Annotated in this window: 15 protein-coding genes and 1 tRNA gene; 8 read left to right on the top strand and 8 right to left on the bottom strand. The window is 67.7% G+C overall.

Annotated features, from left to right (window positions below; all coding sequences use genetic code 11):
* Nucleotides 1-240 precede the first annotated feature (240 nt).
* Complete coding sequence (locus AC4LGL_RS30655) at nt 241-489, bottom strand: hypothetical protein (protein ID WP_491842041.1); 249 nt, start codon at nt 487-489, stop codon at nt 241-243.
* Nucleotides 490-651: 162 nt separating this feature from the next.
* A tRNA-Gly gene (locus AC4LGL_RS30650) sits at nt 652-725 on the bottom strand.
* 361 nt (nt 726-1086) lie between these two features.
* Here AC4LGL_RS30650 and AC4LGL_RS30645 point away from each other — a divergent pair.
* From AC4LGL_RS30645 to AC4LGL_RS30610, 8 genes are all read left to right on the top strand, one after another.
* Entirely contained in the window at nt 1087-2076 is a 990-nt protein-coding gene (locus AC4LGL_RS30645) for a DUF7159 family protein (RefSeq protein ID WP_491842040.1), read from the top strand.
* A gap of 16 nt (nt 2077-2092) precedes the next feature.
* Nucleotides 2093-2662 (top strand): dCTP deaminase, encoded by a 570-nt coding sequence (gene dcd / locus AC4LGL_RS30640; protein ID WP_491842039.1) that lies wholly within the window; start codon nt 2093-2095, stop codon nt 2660-2662.
* A gap of 352 nt (nt 2663-3014) precedes the next feature.
* Nucleotides 3015-4358 (top strand): ammonium transporter, encoded by a 1344-nt coding sequence (locus AC4LGL_RS30635; protein WP_491842038.1) that lies wholly within the window; start codon nt 3015-3017, stop codon nt 4356-4358.
* A 220-nt stretch (nt 4359-4578) separates the two neighbouring features.
* Nucleotides 4579-6186, top strand: a complete 1608-nt coding sequence (locus AC4LGL_RS30630; protein WP_491842037.1) for a DUF7159 family protein — start codon at nt 4579-4581, stop codon at nt 6184-6186.
* Nucleotides 6187-6351: 165 nt separating this feature from the next.
* A complete protein-coding gene (locus AC4LGL_RS30625; RefSeq protein ID WP_491842036.1) occupies nt 6352-7683 on the top strand; it encodes a UDP-glucose dehydrogenase family protein in 1332 nt (443 codons plus the stop codon).
* A 38-nt stretch (nt 7684-7721) separates the two neighbouring features.
* On the top strand, nt 7722-9038 hold the full coding sequence (locus AC4LGL_RS30620) for a cytochrome P450 (protein ID WP_491842035.1): 1317 nt from the start codon (nt 7722-7724) through the stop codon (nt 9036-9038).
* A 1-nt stretch (nt 9039) separates the two neighbouring features.
* Entirely contained in the window at nt 9040-9792 is a 753-nt protein-coding gene (locus tag AC4LGL_RS30615; RefSeq protein WP_463790425.1) for a maleylpyruvate isomerase family mycothiol-dependent enzyme, read from the top strand.
* 18 nt (nt 9793-9810) lie between these two features.
* Complete coding sequence (locus AC4LGL_RS30610; RefSeq protein ID WP_166908455.1) at nt 9811-10179, top strand: nuclear transport factor 2 family protein; 369 nt, start codon at nt 9811-9813, stop codon at nt 10177-10179.
* Nucleotides 10180-10188: 9 nt separating this feature from the next.
* Here the strand turns inward: AC4LGL_RS30610 and AC4LGL_RS30605 are convergent, their stop codons facing one another.
* The 6 genes from AC4LGL_RS30605 to AC4LGL_RS30580 all read right to left on the bottom strand — a co-directional run bounded on the left by AC4LGL_RS30605 (nt 10189) and on the right by AC4LGL_RS30580 (nt 19529).
* Nucleotides 10189-12291: a xanthine dehydrogenase family protein molybdopterin-binding subunit gene (locus AC4LGL_RS30605; protein WP_491842034.1), complete on the bottom strand. Its 2103-nt coding sequence runs from the start codon at nt 12289-12291 to the stop codon at nt 10189-10191.
* Entirely contained in the window at nt 12288-13283 is a 996-nt protein-coding gene (locus AC4LGL_RS30600; RefSeq protein WP_491842033.1) for an FAD binding domain-containing protein, read from the bottom strand. The genes AC4LGL_RS30605 and AC4LGL_RS30600 overlap by 4 nt, the downstream gene beginning before the upstream one ends.
* Nucleotides 13280-13804, bottom strand: coding sequence for a 2Fe-2S iron-sulfur cluster-binding protein (locus AC4LGL_RS30595; RefSeq protein WP_491842032.1), 525 nt, complete (start codon nt 13802-13804; stop codon nt 13280-13282). The genes AC4LGL_RS30600 and AC4LGL_RS30595 overlap by 4 nt, the downstream gene beginning before the upstream one ends.
* Nucleotides 13805-13846: 42 nt before the next feature.
* Nucleotides 13847-15076 carry a YibE/F family protein gene (locus AC4LGL_RS30590; RefSeq protein WP_491842031.1) on the bottom strand — a complete coding sequence of 410 codons (1230 nt, stop codon included), beginning with the start codon at nt 15074-15076 and terminating at the stop codon, nt 13847-13849.
* A 41-nt stretch (nt 15077-15117) separates the two neighbouring features.
* Complete coding sequence (locus tag AC4LGL_RS30585; protein WP_055110719.1) at nt 15118-16407, bottom strand: pyridoxal phosphate-dependent aminotransferase; 1290 nt, start codon at nt 16405-16407, stop codon at nt 15118-15120.
* A gap of 158 nt (nt 16408-16565) precedes the next feature.
* Nucleotides 16566-19529: a (Fe-S)-binding protein gene (locus AC4LGL_RS30580; protein WP_491842030.1), complete on the bottom strand. Its 2964-nt coding sequence runs from the start codon at nt 19527-19529 to the stop codon at nt 16566-16568.
* Between the last annotated feature and the right edge of the window lies 1 nt (nt 19530).

Below are 19530 nucleotides of genomic sequence, written 5' to 3'. Positions count from 1 at the left end.
CGCGGACGTCTAGCACTGTCAGGCCGGCGAGGGCAATTGTCAATGAGGGTTCTCAATGAATGGGAGGGTGATGCGGCGTGAGCCGGGCGCTGGCAAGATCAAGCAACTGCACGACGGTGAAGAACGCCGTCCGCAGTCGTTCGTTGAAGTAATGCGCTGCAACCACTCTCGTGGTCGCCTGGTGCTGGAGCAGCGGCAATTACCGCCAGTCGGTGACGGCTCGCCCGCTACCGGTCCGGCTTACCACCGGGTGCCGTCGAGCCCCGGAATCACGCACCGGCCGTCGGCGGCCACCCGCCCGATCACCATGCCGTCATACCCTGTGCACGATGAGTTGAGCGGCTCGCAGGTGTTGACGGACGTGATCACCTTGTCAGGGCCGCAGGGGGAGCCGGGTGTTGGCGGGTCGGCATTGGCGACGGCGGCGCCGAAGCTCAGCGTCAGTGTTGCTGCGGCAGAAACGACGAGTAAGCGGGTCGCGTCGAACATGATCGGTACCTCCGGCCGATGGCCCCCGACAAGTGCCAATGCTACTCGTGTGGTCCAGGTCGGTTCCGATGATCGCGCACCGGATTAGCCAGGTGCGGTGGAAATGTTCAATTGCCCGCGTTCGGGGTCTGGATGCGCAGCTGCGTCGCTGACCTGCATGTATGGAGCCGATGACGGGAATCGAACCCGCGTATTCAGCTTGGGAAGCTGATGTTCTGCCATTGAACTACATCGGCGTGGTGCTGACGAAGGATAGCAACCCGACCCGGGTTGTGGGTAAGGCGGGCGGGCATCGTCTCGGTGAGTCTAAGAAATTGACGCCAGTGCACGCCGAGGGTGATCGTCGGCAACTGGCGAAGGTCGCAGGCGCAGTCGACGCGCGGCTGCCCAGTGTGGATCCGGGGTCTCGGACGGTGTGGCGAAACATATGACCCCAGAACATGATTGCTGTTCATGCCCGACCCTGAGAGTCGCGTAAAACCTCGGGCCGTCGCTCTCAGGAGCCCCCTCTACCGTCGGTAGTCGTGGGCTCCATCCGGCGCTGAATGGAGCGAACAGGTCCGCACGACGGGCCGAACCAATCAAGGGGTTCTACCCATGGATGTTGTTATCGGTATTGCCATGACCTCGCGCGACGCCCGGCTTCTCCTGGTTGAGGGCACTCATGGCGACGGCGCGGTGATCGACCACGACTCGCTCGACACGGACACGCGCATCGGCGTCGAGCACCCTGGCTTTCACGAGTACGTCGTCAAGGCGGTGCTCGATACCTACGCCGACGCGCCGGCGAACGGATACACCGTCACCCGCGTCACGCTGACCTGGACTGACGCCGCCGACGCTCACGCCAAACTTGTGCTCGACGCCCTCGCGGAGCAAGGCGTCGCCAACGTGGCAGTGGTCTCCACGACCGACGCGCTCGAAGCCGCCGCCGAATACACCGTGCAGGTGGCGGACTGTGACTCCATCGCGCTGTGCGTGGTGGAACCCGAGGAGACCATGCTGGCCGTGATCGGCGACGAGCAAGAGGACGGCACACGCCGATTGCGTTTCCGCCGCCTGGACGGGGCTGACGAGGCGACGGCGGTGCTGGCGCTGCGCGGCATCTGCGAGAGCTTCCCCGAGCCGATCGCCGAAGTTGCCATCGCCGGATCCGCACCAGACGCGGAAAGCCTTGTCGAAGAGGTGAATTCAGTGATGTCGCGGCCCGTCGTGCTGGGCGACGACGCGGCGCTGCTGCTGGCGCGCGGTGCGCTGCTCGCCAGCTCCGAGTTTCGGGACGAGGCGGCATCTGCTCCGAAGTACGACCCGGTGATGCGAACCCTGACCATGATCCTGACCACGGCGGTGCTGATCGTGGCGGGTGCGGTGTTCCTGGCGCTCACGGTCCACGGGAAGGACGGCAGCCCTCCGCCGCAGGCGTCGACGCCGGCCGAACACGCGGCGCCGGTCCCGCCGACCGAGCCGCCCGTGCGCGTCGTCGTACGCAAGGTGGTGCCCCTGGCCGGTCGGGCGGCTGAGAAATCGTTGGCCGCGCCCTACGCCGACAGCGTTGTGCCGCCGTTGACGGGGGTGGTCCGTCGCTAACCGATACGCTCGTCGGGTGCTGCTCTCCGATAGGGACATCCGGGCCGAGATCGCCGCGAAACGCCTGGCCATCGAGCCGTTCGACGATGCCCTGGTGCAACCGTCGAGCGTCGATGTCCGCCTGGACACCCTGTTCCGGGTGTTCAACAACACCCGATACACCCATATCGACCCCGCCAAACAGCAGGACGAGCTGACCACCCTGGTTGAACCCGCCGAAGACGAGCCGTTCGTGCTGCACCCCGGCGAGTTCGTGCTCGGTTCCACGCTTGAGGTGTGCACGCTGCCCGATGACCTGGCCGGACGACTGGAAGGCAAGTCCTCTCTGGGCCGTCTCGGATTGTTGACGCACTCGACGGCCGGGTTCATCGACCCGGGATTCTCTGGGCACATCACCCTTGAGCTGTCGAACGTCGCCAACCTGCCCATCACGCTGTGGCCCGGCATGAAGATCGGCCAGCTGTGCCTGCTGCGGCTCACCAGCCCGGCCGAGCACCCGTACGGCAGCGACAAGGTCGGCTCGAAATATCAAGGCCAGCGTGGTCCGACGCCGTCACGCTCGCATTTGAACTTCATCAAGTCCTAGGCAGGGCCTGAGCCTGCGGCATCGAGTGGCCACCTAAGACACGCAGGCCAGTGATTCGCGTGCCATTAGTGGCCGCTGGGCGTGATGGGCGAGGCCAGCCCTCCCACCCCGTGCGTCGTTTTCTACGTGGGGGTCGTGGAATTTGCCGATCACCAGCCCAGGTGTGGAAAGCGGCGTCGAGGCTCAGCGGAAGCGGGCCGCGCCGAGGCTCAGCGCGCCAAAGCACCGCGCCCAACACATAGCCCGGTGAACTTTCAGTAACCACACCGCAACACGAAACACGCCGGAAACACGCTCGCCGCGCACCTGAAACGCGCGCCGGACATTCTCGTCGGAACCGAAGGAGCCCGACGTGCACGAGATCGATCCGGCTGCCACTGCCTGGCTGCTGGCCAGCACCGCGCTGGTCCTGTTGATGACCCCCGGCCTCGCCATCTTCTACGGCGGCATGGTCCGCACCACCGGCGTGCTCAACATGATCATGATGAGCTTCATCTCGATCCCGCTGGTCACGGTGGCCTGGCTGCTGGTGGGCTACACCCTGGCGTTCTCCGAGGACGCGGGTGGCGGCCTGATCGGCGGCCTGCAGCACTTCGGCATGCTCGGCATCACGCCCAGCACTGCCCACGGCGCGGTACCCGAATTGCTGTTCGCCACGTTCCAGCTGACCTTCGCGATCATCACTGCCGCCCTGGTCAGCGGGGCCATCGCGGACCGCGCGAAGTTCGCCGCCTGGATGCTGTTCGTCCCGCTGTGGGCGGTCGCGGTGTACGCCGTCGTCGCGCACTGGGTCTGGGGTCCCGGCGGCTGGCTGGCCGGCCTCGGCGTCCTCGACTACGCGGGCGGCCTCGTCGTCGAGATCGTCTCCGGCTCCTCGGCGCTGGCACTGGCTCTGGTGCTCGGCCCCCGCATCGGCTTCAAGCAGGACGCGATGCGCCCGCACAACCTGCCCTTCGTCCTGCTCGGCGTCGGCCTGCTGTGGTTCGGCTGGTTCGGCTTCAACGCGGGCTCGGCGCTGGCCGCCAACGGCACCGCCGCCGCGATCTTCCTCAACACCCTGGTCGCCGGCTGCCTGGGCATGCTCGGCTGGCTGACGGTCGAGCAGGTCCGCGACGGCAAGCCCACCACCTTCGGCGCGGCCTCCGGCGTGGTGGCCGGCCTGGTGGCGATCACCCCCTCGTGCGGCACCGTGAACACCCTCGGCGCGGTCGTCGTCGGCCTGGCCGCCGGTGTGGTGTGTTCCTTTGCAATCGGCCTGAAGTTCCGCTTCGGGTACGACGACTCGCTCGACGTCGTCGGCGTGCACTTCGTCGGCGGCGTGGTCGGCGTGCTGCTGATCGGATTCCTCGCCACCGAGGTGATGACCCAGGGTCCGCAGGGCCTCTTCTACGGCGGCGGGCTGACACAGCTGGGTAAGCAGCTGCTCGCTGCGGTCGTCGTGGCGGCCTACGCCTTCACCATGTCCTACCTGTTGGCCAAGGCCATCGACCGGTTCATGGGCTTCCGGCTCAGCCCCGAGGACGAGACCACCGGCGTCGATTTCACCCAGCACGCAGAGTCCGCCTACGCCGAAGGTGTGCACGGGCATCTGCCCCAGCGTCGGCCCGGTTTGTTCGGTGGAACCCTGGGCCAGTTGGGCCAGCCCGGCGGCCTGACGCAGCGCCCCGATCCCGCCGAGGAAGACAGCGCGGGATGAACCGGGCGGCGCTGTTTGTCGTAATGCCGAGTAGGGTCTAACTAACCGGCGCCGGCGCGCAGCATGCCGTCGCGGTCCGACCAGAATCTAGCGGCGCAGCTAATGCGGGCAGGTGTAACGATCGACCTGGTTACGCCGAAAAAGGTTCTAGTTGTCGGTTCGTGCGGAATGTGTGCGCAATGGCGACAAAAGCAGTGCAGCAAACACATTGGAGGGCTTGGTGGACATCGTATTGGGTGTGGCGATGGCACCTACGACGGTCCGCATGGTGCTGGTCGAGGGGGAGAAGGCCGACGGGGTCACAGTTGATCACGACGTCTTCGATGTCACCGCCGGTGATGATTCGGCAACCACCACTGCGTCCGATCAGGTGGTCGCGGCCATCCTCGGAACCCAGGAGAGCGCCACTTCGGGCGGGCACCATCTGAAGTCGATCGGCGTCACCTGGACGGACCATTCCGACGCCGCGGCGCTGCGCGACACACTGTCTGCGCACGGCATCGACGATGTCATGCTGGTCTCCGAAAGTCACGCCGCCGCGGCACTGGCCCAGGCGGTCGGCCGCGCGGTCGGCTACGACACCACGGCGCTGCTGTTCATCGACCGTGACGCCGCGACCTTGTCGGTGGTGAAGACCGACGACGGCTCGGTGGTCAAGGTGCTGGCCCAGTCGTTGCACAGCACCGACGCCATGGCCGTCCTCTCCGAGATGGCCGCCGCGGTCGAGGCTTCCGACTCCGCGCCGCAGGGCATGTTCGTGCTGGGCTCAGGTGTCGATGTCGCCTCGGTGAAGGCGCATCTGGAGAACCTGGTGTCGTTGCCGGTCAGCGCCCCCGACGAGCCGGAGATGGCGCTGGCCCGCGGCGCCGCGCTGGCCTCGGCCAATGCGCCCGCGTTCGAGGCGACCACGGTCGGGCTGGCCTATTCGCAGGATCCCGACGGCACCACCGCGGGCAGCGCCTACGCGCTGGCCGGTCTGGCTACCGAGATGGCCCCGCTGGGCGATGAGCCGGTCGTGGAGCTCGTCAACGACGAGATGCCGATGGAAGGTGAGCGCAAACCGTTCCTGCTCGTCGGTTCCGCGTTGACCTCTGTGTTCGTGGTTGGCGTTGTGGCCCTGGTTATTTCGCTTGCGGTGAGCATCCGGCCGACGGTCGATCAACGGCCCTCCCCGGCTCAAGGTGCCGTGGCGCCCAGCGCTCCGGCCAAACTCCCGGCACCCGCACCGCCGCCGGAAGCGGCGGTACCCCCACCACCGGCTCCGCCGCCCGAGACCATCAAGGCCCCGATCCCGGTGGTCCAGGAGGCTCCGGCACCGGCGCCGCAGGCGCCACCGCGCACGGTCTACGTCGAGCAGCCCGCCGCTGTTCCGGCTCCGGCGCCCGAGGCGCCCGCTCCGGCCCCCGAGGCTCCGCCGCCGGCCCCGGAGCCTGTGGCGCCGCCGCCGGCCCCGATCTACAACCCGCCGGCGCCGTACATCCCGCCGCTGGTCGTGCTGCCGCCTGCGCCGCGGCTGCCGAACATCTTCCGTCCCCCGTGGGACCCGCCGCAGCGTCAGCGGCCGTGGGATCCGCCATCGCGTCACGAACCCGAAACCCCGCAGTGGCCGGGCTCAGGCTCGGGTGACTGGAACCCCGGCCGCGGGTCGGGCGATTGGAATCCCGGCCGGTCCGGTGGGTCCGGCGACTGGAACCCGGGCCGGGGCTCGGGCGACTGGAACCCGGGTGGCTCGGGATCCGGCGATTGGAACCCAGGCCGGTCCGGTGGTTCGCGCAGTGGCGGTGACGGCGGAGGGCTATGGCCGTTCCCGTCGTTCGGCGGCCACTGACGCCAATCGCGTCGAATGCAACGGCATGGTTGTTCGTAGCGCGCGACCACGACCATGGCGTTGATCTCGTGGATCTAGGGCCCCTCCTCCAACCGTCACCTGACGTTGGCCTGCCGCTCAGTGTCACGTAGCAGCTAGCTCATACTCGCGGCCTATCCAGGCAGTATGCGATGCACCGTATTCGGTACCGGCTATCTGGGCGCGACACATGCGGCGGGGATGGCCGAGCTCGGCCACGAGGTGATCGGGGTCGACATCGACCCGGGCAAGGTGGCCAAACTCGCCGCCGGGGACATCCCGTTCTACGAGCCCGGCCTGCGCAAGGTGCTCAACGACAACCTGAATGCGGGACGGTTGCGCTTCACCACCGACTATGACGAGGCCGCCGACTTCGCCGATGTGCACTTCCTCGGCGTCGGGACCCCGCAGAAGAAGGGCGAATACAGCGCCGACCTGCGCCACGTGCACGCCGTCATCGACACCCTGGTGCCACGCCTGCGCCGCAACGCGGTGATCGTCGGCAAGTCGACCGTCCCGGTCGGCACATCCGCCGACCTGGCCGAGCGGGCGCGCCGACTCGCTCCGGCGGGCGTCGACGTCGAGGTGGCCTGGAACCCGGAGTTCCTCCGCGAGGGCTACGCCGTGCACGACACTCTGCACCCGGATCGCATTGTGGTTGGGGTGCAGCACGATTCGCTGCGTGCCGAGGCCGCGGTGCGCGAACTCTACGCGCCGTTGATCGAGGACGGCGTGCCGTTCCTGGTCACCGATCTGCAGACCGCCGAGCTGGTCAAGGTGTCGGCCAACGCGTTCCTGGCCACCAAGATCTCCTTCATCAACGCGATCTCCGAGGTGTGTGAGGCCGCGGGTGCGGACGTCACGCTGCTGGCCGACGCGCTGGGCTACGACCCACGCATCGGGCGGCGATTCCTCAACGCGGGCTTGGGTTTCGGTGGCGGCTGCCTGCCCAAGGACATCCGCGCCTTCATGGCCCGCGCCGGTGAACTGGGCGCCAACCATGCGCTGACCTTCCTGCGCGAGGTCGACAGCATCAATATGCGTCGGCGCACCGCCATGGTGGAACTGACCACCCGGGCCTGTGGTGGATCGCTACTCGGCGCCAACATCGCCGTCCTCGGCGCGGCATTCAAACCCGAGTCCGACGATGTGCGCGATTCGCCCGCCCTCAACGTCGCCGGCATGCTGCAGCTGAACGGGGCCGCGGTCAACGTGTACGACCCCAAGGCCATGGACAACTCGCAGCGGGTGTTCCCCACGCTGAACTACTCCACCTCGGTCATCGAAGCCTGCGATCGGGCCGACGCGGTGCTGGTGCTCACCGAGTGGGCCGAGTTCGTCGACCTGGACCCGGCCGAGCTGGCCGACACGGTGCGGGTCAAAGTCGTTGTGGACGGCCGCAATTGCCTGGATGCGGAGCGGTGGCGGGCAGCCGGGTGGCGGGTCTACGCGCTGGGACGCCCCGTCGCCACTGTTTGACGCTTGTAGAACAATTTCCGCGGTCGTAGGCTCGGGCCATGCGGGAACGAATCCGATGGATGGCCCTGCACGGGGTGGTTAGAGGCATTTCTGCGGTCGGCATACGTCGCGGGGATCCGCAGGCTCGGTTGATCGCCGACCCAGCGGTGCGGGCCGACCCGGCGCCTTTCGCCGACGAGATGCGCCGGCACGGACCGCTTGTGCGCGGCCGCGCCCTCCTGATGACCTTCGACCACGACGTGGCCACCGACCTGCTGCGCTCCGACGACTTCCGGGTGTCGCGGCTCGGCGGCAACCTGCCGAAGCCGTTGCGCTGGGTGGCCGACAAGACCGACACCGGGATGCTGCACCCGCTGCTGCCGCCGTCGCTGCTCGCGACGGAGCCGCCCGATCACACCCGCTACCGCAAGCTGGTCTCCTCGGTGTTCACCACCCGCGCGGTGGCCCGGCTGCGGGAAGGCGTCCAGGAAACCGCGAACGCCCTGCTGGACTCGATGGACGGCGACGCCGGAGTGGTCAACATCGTGGACCGCTACTGCGCGCAACTGCCCGTCGCGGTGATCAGCGACATCCTGGGTGTCCCCGACGCCGATCGGCCCCAGGTCCTGCGCTTCGGTGAGCTCGGCGCGCCGAGTCTCGACATCGGACTGAGCTGGCAGCAGTACCAGCAGGTGAACTCCGGCATCCACGGATTCGAGACCTGGCTGACCGATCATCTGCGCCACCTGCGGCGCAACCCGGGTGACGACCTGCTCAGCCAGATCATCGCCGCCTCCGATGCCGGCGCAGCCGGAGAACCGCTCGACGAGTCCGAACTGCGGGCGCTGGCCGGGCTGGTGCTGGCCGCCGGATTCGAGACCACGGTCAACCTGCTGGGCAATGGCATCCGGATGCTGCTCGACCATCCGGAGCATCTACACACCCTGGCGGCGCGCCCCGAGCTGTGGCCGAACACGGTGGAAGAGATCCTGCGGCTGGACTCACCGGTGCTGATGAGTGCGCGGGTTGCCCTGCGCGACACCGAGGTGGCCGGTACCGCGGTGCAGGCCGGCGAACTCGTCATCATTCACCTGGCCGGCGCCAACCGTGACCCCGCGGTGTTCACCGACCCGCACCGCTTCGACATCGAACGCGACAACGCCGGACGCCACCTGTCGTTCTCCGGCGGCCGTCACTTCTGCCTCGGCGCGGCCCTGGCCAGAGCCGAGGGCCAGGTGGGTCTGCAGACCTTCTTCGACCGCTTCCCCGACGCGCGGGCCGCCGGCGAAGGCAGTCGCCGCGACACCCGAATCCTGCGCGGCTGGTCGACTCTGCCGATCACACTCGGAAAGGCACGCACAGCGGTAGGTTCGTGACGTGGACTTCCGAGCCGCTCTGCTCGACCAGACCCGGAGCTTCGGGGAGCTGATCGCCTCCAGCGATCCCGAGACGCCGGTGCCGACGTGCCCGGACTGGACGCTCAAACAACTGTTCCGCCATGTCGGGCGCGGAAACCGTTGGGCGGCACAGATTATCTCCGAGCGCCGGGTCTCACCGCTCGACCCACGTGAGGTCCATGACGGGAAGCCGCCCGACGATCCCGACGCCGCCATCGAGTGGCTCAACGCGGGCGCGGCCCAGGTCCTCAAGTCCGTGGACCAGATCGGTACCGACGCCAGGATCTGGACCTTCCTGGGCCCCAAACCCGCGGGTTGGTGGGTACGGCGACGCGTCCACGAGGCGGCGGTACACCACGCCGACGCTGCGCTGGCCGTGGGAACCGAGTTCGTGCTGCCGGCCGACCTTGCCGCCGACGCGGTCAGTGAATGGCTGGAGATCGCCACCGCCATGGCCAAGAAACGCCACGGAGAACCGCTGCCAATGGGTGCCAGCATCCACCTGCACGCGACTGAGGACGGTCTGGGGCCGACGGGGGAGTGGACCGTCGAGCACGACGAGGACGGGCTCGGGTGGTCCCACAGCCACGGCAAGGGCACCGTCGCGCTCAAGGGCCCGGCCCAGAAGCTGCTGATGGCGGTCACGCGGCGGGGCACAGCTGCCGACCTCGGACTGGAAGTGTTCGGCGACACCGCAACCTGGGATGCGTGGCTCGACCGCACACCGTTCTGAGAGGCGTACGTTTCGTTCATGACCACATCCGAGATCGCCACGGTTCTGGCCTGGCACGACGCGCTGGACGAAGACGACATCGACACCTTGATCGCACTGTCCAGCGATGACATCGAGGTGGGCGATGCCAACGGTGCCGCCCAAGGGCACGCCGCCCTACGTGAATGGGCCGCATCCGGTGGGGACACGGTGACGCCGGGGCGGATGTTCGTGCACGACGGCGTGGTCGTCGTCGAACAGACCATCATGGCGGCCGACGGGACCACCCGCACCGGTGCCGCGGCGTTCCGGGTGGTGCACGATCACGTCACGTCGGCGTTCCGCCACGACACCCTGGCCGCCGCCCTGGCCGCCACCGAGCTCACCGAAAAGGATCTCGTCGGCTGATCCGACGGCTCACGGCAGCCCCGGCAACACCTTGTCGAGGGTCACCGGGAGCTCGCGAACCCGGACTCCGGTTGCATGGTGGACGGCGTTGACCACTGCGGCTGCGGCGCCGACGATGCCGATCTCACCGGCACCGCGGGACCCCATCGGGTTGAGATGCTCCTCGACCTCGTCGAGCCAGATCGCTTCGATACCAGTCACATCCGCGTGGGCGCTGAAGTGATAGGACGCGAGATCCTGCGTGACGACATGGCCGAACCGGAAGTCGCGCACACTCTCCTCGTGCAAAGCCATGGACAGGCCCATGGTCATCCCGCCGATCAGCTGGGAACGCAGGGTGAGCGCGTTGATGGCCCGGCCCACCGAGAAAACGCCGAGCATGCGTGGGATCCGGATCTCGCCGGTGTCGGAATTGACGTGGGCCTCGACGAAGTGCGCTCCGAACGACTGCACGGTGTACTTCTCCGCGTCGGGGTTTTGCGGCGCGTCGGCCTCCGCCGTCACACCGATGTGCGGGTGATCCCCGTGCTCCCGGCGAAACTGCTTGGCCGCGGCGACGATTGCCGAACCCCACGACGTGATGCCCGACGAGCCGCCCGCCACCGACGCCTGCGGCAGATCGGAGTCACCGATCTGCAGATCGACTGCCGCGACGCCACAACCCAGCGCGTCGGCGGCGATCTGGGCCAGGGCCGTCCACGTGCCGGTACCGATGTCGGCGGCACCGATCTGGACCGTGTAGCGGCCCTGTCCCGTGTGCGTGACCCGGGCGGTGTTGCCGTCCATTGCCATTCCGGGGTACGTCGCAGCTGCCACCCCGGTTCCGATGAACCAATGCCCGGCCAGGCGTTTGGCGGGTCGGGGATCCCGCGGAGCCCAGCCGAACCGCTCCGCACCGAGATTCAGGCACTCGACGAGGTGACGGCCCGACCAGGGCTTGCCGGATTCGGGATCGACGTCGGGTTCGTTGCGTAAGCGGAGCTCGATCGGATCCAGATGGCAGGCGACCGCGAGCTCGTCCATCGCCACCTCCGCGGCGAACGTGCCAGGGCACTCACCGGGTGCCCGCATCCAGAACGGAACGGCAACGTCGAGCGCGGCCAGGCGGTGCGTCGTGCGCCGGTTGGGGCTGGCGTACATCTTGCGGGAGGTGACGGCGGTCTGTTCGGCGAATTCCTTGACGGCCGAGGTCTGTTCGATCACGTCGTGCACCAGCGCGGTCAGCCGGCCGCTCTTGTCCGCGCCGAGCCGCAGCCGCTGGATGGTCGGGGTGCGATAGCCGACGAGGGCGAACATCTGCTGTCGGGTGAGCGCCAGCTTCACCGGACGGCCGCCGGACCGTTGGGCGGCCAACAGCGCTAGGACGTCGTGGGCGTGGGGCGCGCCTTTCGACCCGAATCCGCCACCCACATGCGGCGCCACCACGCGCAGTTGCTCGGGCTGCAGGTCCAGCATCGGTGCCAGTGTCTTGCGCACGACGTGAACACCTTGGGTCGAGTCGTAGAGCGTCACCGCCGGGCGGCCATCGCGCATCGCCCAGTGCGCGATACATGCGTGCGGTTCCATCGGGTTGTTGTGCTCTATCGGAGTCTGATACGTCGCGTCGACGGTCACCTCGGCCGCCGCCAGCGCCGCCTCGACGTCCCCTTCGTCGGTGTCGGCAGGAAATGACGGGTTGACCGACTCGGGGGTGTAGAGGGCAGGGTGGTCCGCGGTCAGTTCCGCGTCGTGCGGTTCTCGGTGGTAGTCGACCCGCACCAGAGCACTTGCCTCCCGGGCGATCTCAGCCGTCTCGGCCACCACACCGCCGATGATCTGCCCGCGGAAGTGCACCCGGTCGTCCTGCAGGATCGCCAGCTCACCATCGGAGGTATCGGCCAGCGTCGGGGCGTCGAACACGGTCAGCACGTCGAGGACACCCGCCATGGCGACGGCCGCGGTGGTATCCATGGCCGCGACCCGGCCACGGGCGACGGCGGCCTGGATCGGATGCAGATACGCCGGATGCTCGACCTGCTGCTCGAATGCGTAGCGGGCGGTACCGGTGACCTTGGCTCGGCCGTCGGCGCGGGCCAATGACTCTCCGATTGCGTGTGGTTCGACCAGAGTCACGGCCGCCTCCGTTCCGTGAGCATGCGCAACTGCGCCATCAGCGTGCGGCGGGCCAGGTCCACCTTGAACTCGTTGCCCGGCAGGGGTTGTGCCTGCCTGAGTTCGGCGTCGGCGGCAGCGGCGAATGTCTCCGCAGAGGGCTGATCGCCGGTGAGAACCTGCTCGGCTCGCCACGCCCGCCATGGCTTGTGCGCCACTCCGCCCAATGCGACTCGCGCCGAACTGATCTGGAACGTCGGCGTGAAGGTCAGCTCGGCGGCGACCGACACCAGCGCGAAGGCATAGGATGCGCGGTCGCGGACCTTGCGGTAGTCCGACACCGCCCCTTTCGGTGGCGCGGGCAACTCGACCGCGGTGATCAGCTCGCCGTGCCGCAGCACGGTGTCACGGTCTGGCTCGTCTCCGGGCAGCCGGTAGAACTCGTCGATCGGTATCCGGCGCTCGCCATCTCGGGCCTGCACCACCACGTGCGCATCGAGGGCACACATCGCCACGGCCATGTCCGAAGGGTGCACGGCCACGCAGTGCGGGGACGCTCCGAGGATGGCGTGGTAGCGCACGTAGCCGTCGAGCGCCGAGCAACCGGTGCCGGGAGATCGCTTGTTGCATGGCGTCGTGACATCTTGGAAGTACACGCATCTGGTTCGCTGCAGCAGGTTACCGGCCGTGGTGGCAGCGTTGCGCAACTGTCCGGACGCACCGGACAACAAGGCCCGGGCCAGCATCGGATATCGCGCGCGGATCACCGGATCGGCCGCCAGATCGCTGTTGCGGACATTTGCGCCGATGCGTACGCCACCGTCTGCGGTGTGAACGGTCTCGGTCAGATCCAGCCGGCTGACGTCGACGAGTAGATCAGGTTGTGCGACACCGAGTTTCATGTGATCGACCAGATTTGTTCCTCCGGCCAGATAGGCGCCACGAGGGTGCTCGGCCAGCACGGCCACCGCATCGGCGGGACTCGTCGCGCGGTGGTAGTCGAACGGCTTCATTGGGCCGCCGCCCGCCCGATCGCGGCGACGATGTTCGGATACGCCGCGCACCGGCAGAGGTTGCCGCTCATCCGTTCCCGGATCTCCTCGTCGGTGAGCGCCGGGCTGAGTTCGACATCGTCGGTGACGAAGCTGGGAGCGCCGGCCTTGGCCTCGTCCAACATGCCGACCGCAGAACAGATCTGGCCGGGCGTGCAGTAGCCGCACTGGAAGGCGTCCTCTTCGTAGAACGACTGCGCCACCGGGTGCAGTTGACCGTTCTGCTCGAGGCCCGCCGCCGTGGTGATCTGTGCCCCATCGGCGGCAACGGCGAACGTCAGGCAGGTGGTGACGCGCCGTCCGTCGAGTAGCACAGTGCACGAGCCGCACTGGCCGTGATCGCAACCCTTCTTGGGTGCCGTGACGCCCAGCCGTTCACGCAGGGCGTCCAGTAGCGTCATGCGGTTGTCGACCGTCAGGTCGCGACGGGTTCCGTCGACCTCGAGGGTCAACTCGCTGTGATGGTGATCGGGCTGGCTCACCGTCGCCGGGTACCCCGGCTGGTGGTGGCCAAAACTGACGGCTCAGTGCCTGCTGGTCTGCGGCGTCGCCAGCACCGCGGCAATCCCCGTCGTCAACGGGACCGACAGCGCCAGGGCGATGCCGCCCACCGCGGAGCGGGCGATCTCGATCGCCACACTCTCACCCGTCAGCACGTCGCCCAGTGACCGGTTGGCCACGCTGAACAACAGCAGCAGCGGCAGGGCGCTGCCGGCATAGGCCAGCACCAGCGTGTAGACCGTGCTGGCGATGTGATCGCTACCCACCCGCATGGCGCCCACGAAGATCGAGCGCCGGCTGCCACCGTGCTCGGCGAGCTCGAACACGGCCGAGGCCTGGGTGATGGTCACGTCGTTGAGTACACCGAGTGAGCCGATGATGAACCCGGCCAGCAGCAGTCCGGTGATGGATACGTTGCCCATATACGCCGCGACCTCGTTGTTCTGGTCCTCGGACAGTCCCGTCAGATGGGCCAATTCGATTGCCGCCCAGGACAGTATCGCCGCCAGCAGCAGTGAGGTCAGGGTGCCCAGCAGGGCCGCGCTCGTGCGCAGGCTGACGCCGTGGGCCAGGTAGATCACCGCATAGAGAATGGCCGCCGACGCCACCAGGGCCACCGGGATGGCCGGGGCGCCATCACGTAGGGCAGGCAGCAGGAAGATCATCAGCACCGCGAACGCCACGACGATGCCGACGATGGCCCGCAGTCCGCGCCAGCGCGCCACTGCCACGATCACCACCGCGAACGCCACCGCGAGAGCGATGAGCGGCCAGGTGCGCTCGAAATCGAAGAACGCATAGGTTGTCGTGCCGACCTCATCCACCTGCCGGCTCACCCGAATGCTGTCTCCGGCAGCAAGATTCGGCTGTCCGGGGCCGGTGGTGAATTCCAGTAGCGTCTTGGCGCCCTTGTTGGGCCCGGAATCGATGGCCACGAGGTTCTGCACGCAGGTACCGCCGCCGGGTTCGGCGGGTCTCGATGCCGACGTCAGCACGCCTCCGGCCGACGGGCTGCCGCAATCGGCCAGGGTGCTGGATGTGACGTGCCCGGCCTCGGTGGTGACGGCGCCGCCCGCAGCGTTCTGGAAGGGCAGCGGAATGTCGACCTTCTGGTGGCTGGGCCACAGCACCGCGGCGCCAATGAGCATCGCGAGCCCGATGGCAACCAACAGGCCGACGACGATGCGGGCGGCCAGCGGACCCAGGGGAGACGGGCCGGCCAGGGAATGAGAGTGGGAATGCGTGTGCGCCACCCGGACAGCGTAGAGCGGGTGGCTGAGTGTTGGCGGCGGTGCTACTGGCGGTAACTGGCCAGGAAGTTACCGAGGCGCTCGATGGCCTGGGCCAGGTCGCGCGACCACGGCAGGGTGACGATGCGCAGGTGATCCGGTGTGGGCCAGTTGAATCCCGTGCCCTGGGTCAACAGGATCTTCTCCTGCAGCAACAGATCGAGCACCAACTGCTCGTCGTCGTGGATGTCGTGCACCTCGGGATCCAGGCGCGGGAACGCGTACAGCGCACCCGACGGTTTCACGCAGGAAACTCCCGGGATCTCGTTGAGCTTGGTCCACGCGGTGTCCCGCTGCTCGAGCAGCCGGCCGCCCGGCAACACCAGGTCGTCGATGCTCTGGTGACCGCCGAGGGCCACCTGGATCGCATGCTGGGCAGGCACATTCGGGCACAGCCGCATGTTCGACAGCAGGCTGATGCCCTCGATGAAGCTGGTCGCGTGCTCCTTGGGGCCGGTGATGACCAGCCAGCCGGAGCGGTAACCCGCCACTCGATAGGCCTTGGACAGCCCGTTGAACGTCAAGGTCAGCAGGTCAGGCGCCAGCGTGGCCAGCGAGATGTGCTTGGCGTCGTCGTAGAGGATCTTGTCGTAGATCTCGTCGGCCAGCAGCAGGAGCTGGTGCTTGCGGGCCAGCTCCACCATCTGTTCCAGGGTTTCGCGGCTGTACACCGCGCCTGTGGGGTTGTTCGGGTTGATCACGACGAGCGCCTTGGTGCGCTCGGTGATCTTGGATTCGATATCGGCGACGTCGGGATTCCAGCCCTGGGTCTCGTCGCACATGTAATGCACCGGGGTGCCGCCCGCGAGCGCGGTCGAGGCCGTCCACAGCGGGTAGTCCGGTGCGGGGATGAGCACCTGGTCGCCGTTGTCCAGCAGCGCCTGCAGGGTCATGGTGATGAGCTCGGAGACGCCGTTGCCCAGGTATACGTCTTCGATGTCGAACTTGGGGAAACCTTCGACCAGCTCGTATCGGGTGAATACCGCGCGGCGCGCGCTGGCGATGCCCTTCGAGTCGGAATAGCCCTGCGCGTTGGGCAGCGCCTGGATCATGTCGCGCATGATCACGTCGGGCGCCTCGAAGCCGAACGGCGCGGGGTTGCCGATGTTCAGCTTGAGGATGCGGTGCCCTTCAGCTTCCAGCCGTGAGGCGTGCTCGTGTACCGGTCCACGGATCTCGTACAGGACGTCCTGCAGCTTCGTGGACTGGGCGAACGTACGCGGCTTCGGGTGCTGACCGGTCTGCCACGGCAACTGATGGGTAGTCACGCTCACCATGGTCTCATCACCGTCCACTGATTTTGGAATTTGCCCATGTGGTAGGTGGCCACCGCCACACTCGGCGGGTCACGGCGCGCCGGCTTTCGGGCCCGATATCGATCGCACCGTGCCCCAGATACGCCGAACGGCCACCTCCGTTGCGGAGATGGCCGTTCGGTGCGTTACGGACGTGCTCAGCGCTTACCGGGGCGCTTGGCGCCCGGCTTGATGCCAAGGCCCACGACCGGGGGTTCCGGCTTCGCAGGCTCGGCAGGCGCCTCGGCGGGCTTCTCAGCTGCCGGTTCCGGTGCCTGTTCGGCAGCGGGTGCGGCAGGCGCAGCCGGTGCCGGGGCAGCCGGAGCGGCCTTCTTGGCACCCGGACGACGCGCGCCTGCGGCGATGCCCAGACCCACGACCGGCGGTTCCGGTTTGGCCGGCTCGGCGGCCGCAGGAGCGGCAGCCGGTGCCGCAGCGGCGGGAGCGGCCGGTGCAGCCGACGCAGCAGGGGCCGCAGCCTTCTTGGCGCCCGGACGCTTCGCGCCGGCCGCCATGCCCAGACCCTTCACCGGCGCCGCGGGTGCGGCCGGGGCAGCAGAGGCGGCAGGAGCCGCGGTCTTCTTGGCACCTGGACGCTTGGCGCCACCGGCGATACCCAGACCCTTGACCGGAGCAGCCGGAGCGGCGGGTGCCTCAGCCGGAGCAGCGGAGGCGGCAGGAGCCGCGGTCTTCTTGGCACCTGGACGCTTGGCGCCACCGGCCATGCCCAGACCCTTGACCGGGGCCGCAGCTGCGGCCGGGGCTGCCGGAGCTTCGGCAGCGGGTGCCGCCTCAGCCGCCGGGGCTTCCTCGACCACGGGTGCCGGAGCCGGTGCCGCGGCTGCCGCCTTGGCCTCGGCTTCGGCGCGTGCCTCGGCCCGCTTCTCGGATTCCTTTGCCGCCGTGCCCTTCTCGGGCAGGGTGACGTTGCTCTTGTCCAGCGAGTTCAGCAGCAGCTGAGCCACGTCGAGCACTTCGGCCTTCTCGACGTTGCGGGCAGCGGCCACGTCGTCGACACCGTCGGTGATCATCACGCGGCAGAACGGGCAGCCGGTCGCGATGGTCGAGGCGGTGTCCATCGCCTCTTCGGTGCGCTCCACGTTCACGCGCTTGCCGATGTGCTCTTCCATCCACATCCGCGCGCCACCGGCACCACAGCACAGGCCGCGATCGGCGTGGCGGGGCATTTCCTTGAGCGTCACGCCGGAGGCCTCGACCAGCTCACGCGGAGCCTCGTAGACCTTGTTGTGACGACCCAGGAAGCACGGATCGTGGTAGGTGACCTCGGGGCCGCCGGTGGACTTGACCGGCACCAGCTTCTTGTCCCGGACCAGGCGGTTCAGCAGCTGCGTGTGGTGCACGACGGTGTAGTTGGCACCCAGCTGCGGGTACTCGCGGCCGATCGTGTTGAAGCAGTGCGGGCAGGTGACGATGATCTTGCGGTCGACCGTCTCGACACCCTCGAACAGCTCGTTGATGGTCTCGACGTTCTGCGCGGCCAGCTGCTGGAACAGGAACTCGTTGCCGGAGCGGCGGGCCGAGTCACCCGTACAGGTCTCGCCGGTGCCCAGCACCAGGAACTTCACGCCCGAGGCGGCCAGCAGTTCGGCGACGGCCTTGGTGGTCTTCTTGGCCCGGTCCTCGTAGGCGCCGGCACAGCCGACCCAGAACAGGTACTCGAAGCCGTCGAAGCTCTCCACGTCCTCGCCGTAGACCGGGACGTCGAAGTCGACCTCGTCGATCCAGTTGGTGCGGTCCTTGGCGTTCTGGCCCCAGGGGTTGCCCTTGGTCTCCAGGTTCTTGAACAGCACGCCGAGCTCACCGGGGAACTCCGACTCGACCATGACCTGGTAGCGGCGCATGTCGACGATGTGGTCGATGTGCTCGATGTCGACGGGGCACTGCTCGACGCAGGCGCCACAGTTGGTGCAGGACCAGAGCACGTCGGGATCGATGACGCCACCCTGCTCGGCGGTGCCGACCAGCGGGCGCAGCGCCTGCTCGGGGCCGGAACCTTCGATGCGGGCGAAGCCGTCTTCGGGCACGCCGTGTCCGTGCAGGCTGTCGCCCAGCTTGGCGAAGTCGACCGAACCCTCTTCGGGCAGCGGCTTGCCCTCGATGATGTAGGGGGCCTTCGCGAACAGGTGATCGCGCAGGTTCATCATCACGAGCTTGGGCGACAGTGGCTTACCCGTATTCCAGGCCGGGCACTGCGACTGGCAGCGACCGCACTCGGTGCAGGTCGCCATGTCGAGGTTGGCCTTCCAGGTGAAGTCCTCGATGCGGCCCTTGCCGAACACCGCGTCTTCAGCTGGGTCCTCGAAGTCGATCTTGTCGCCCTTGTACTCCATCGGCAGCAGCGGGCCGAGGCCGTCGGGCAGACGCTTGAAGGTGACGTTGATCGGGGCCAGGCCGATGTGCAGGTGCTTGGAGTGCAGCACGATCAGCAGGAAGGCCAGCATGACGCCCAAGTGGGCGAGCAGCGCGATGGTCTCGAGCCAGACGTTGGCGGTGTGGCCCAGCGGAGCCAGCAGAGCGGCCATGCCGTCGGAGAAGAAGGCGCCGGACTGGTACGGGAAGTTCTCGCCCAGGACGTTGACGGCGGCACCGCGGAACACCGCGTAGGTCGCGATGACCAGGAAGATCATGATCAGAATCGTCCAGGCGCCACCGTTGTGCGAACCGTAGAAGCGGGACTCGCGGCCCAGCTGCTCGGGGTTCTTGCGGATGCGGATGATCGCGAACACGATGATGCCGGCCAGCACGGCGACGGCGAAGAAGTCCTGCAGGAAGCCCAGGATGGCCCAGCGGCCGACGAACGGGATGTGGAACTCGGGGTTGAACAGCACGCCGTAGGCCTCGAGATACACCGTGGCCAGGACGAAGAAGCCCCACATGGTAAAGAAGTGCGCAAGGCCGGGGATGGACCACTTCAGCAGCTTCGACTGTGCGAAGACTTCCTTGTTCTGGTTCAGGAAGCGCTGGACGAGATGGTCCTTGCGGCCACGCTCGTCGCCGACCTTCTGTCCCGAGCTGATCAGCTTGGTCAGCCACAGCACGCGCTTGCCGGCGAACACCAGCACGACGAGCGTTGCGAGCACACCGAGAATCAGTCGCGACACA

It is taken from the genome of Mycolicibacterium arcueilense (genome assembly GCF_058536225.1).
Note: the sequence above shows the minus strand (reverse complement) of the source record. Positions and strands in the feature narration are given on the sequence as shown.